The organism is Bradyrhizobium sp. Kon37, from assembly GCF_055807535.1.
The window spans coordinates 1-300 of the sequence record NZ_JBVVOY010000220.1 but is presented as its reverse complement, the minus strand read 5'-3'; the positions used below and the strand labels follow the sequence as shown (position 1 = coordinate 300).

At 46.7% G+C, this 300-nt stretch carries 1 protein-coding gene; it reads right to left on the bottom strand.

Translation table 11 applies throughout. The features are described from left to right. Positions 1-80: 80 nt before the first annotated feature. On the bottom strand, positions 81-300 hold a 220-nt coding region (locus AC0L3J_RS37885; protein ID WP_473350516.1), incomplete at its 5' end, for a carbon starvation induced protein CsiD.

Below are 300 nucleotides of genomic sequence, written 5' to 3'. Positions count from 1 at the left end.
GTTGCTTTTGATCACAATAAGAAAACAATATGTCGCTTTTGTGCGCATTTTTCAGAAATGTAGATATTTTTAGATTATGGCTACGAAATGAGCATCGCCAGCTTCACCATCTCATCCGCTTGCTTCACATCATCGACACCCACCGCATTGATCAACAACGCACCTTCAGCGCGGTTTAGCAACGTCTTCAACAGCAATGGTTGCAGCTGGTTCGCACATAGATCGTCAAGAATTTTGGCTACCCGAAAACGCAGAAACGATTTGTACTCCAGCGCCTGCACGGGCCACTCGGCAACCTGC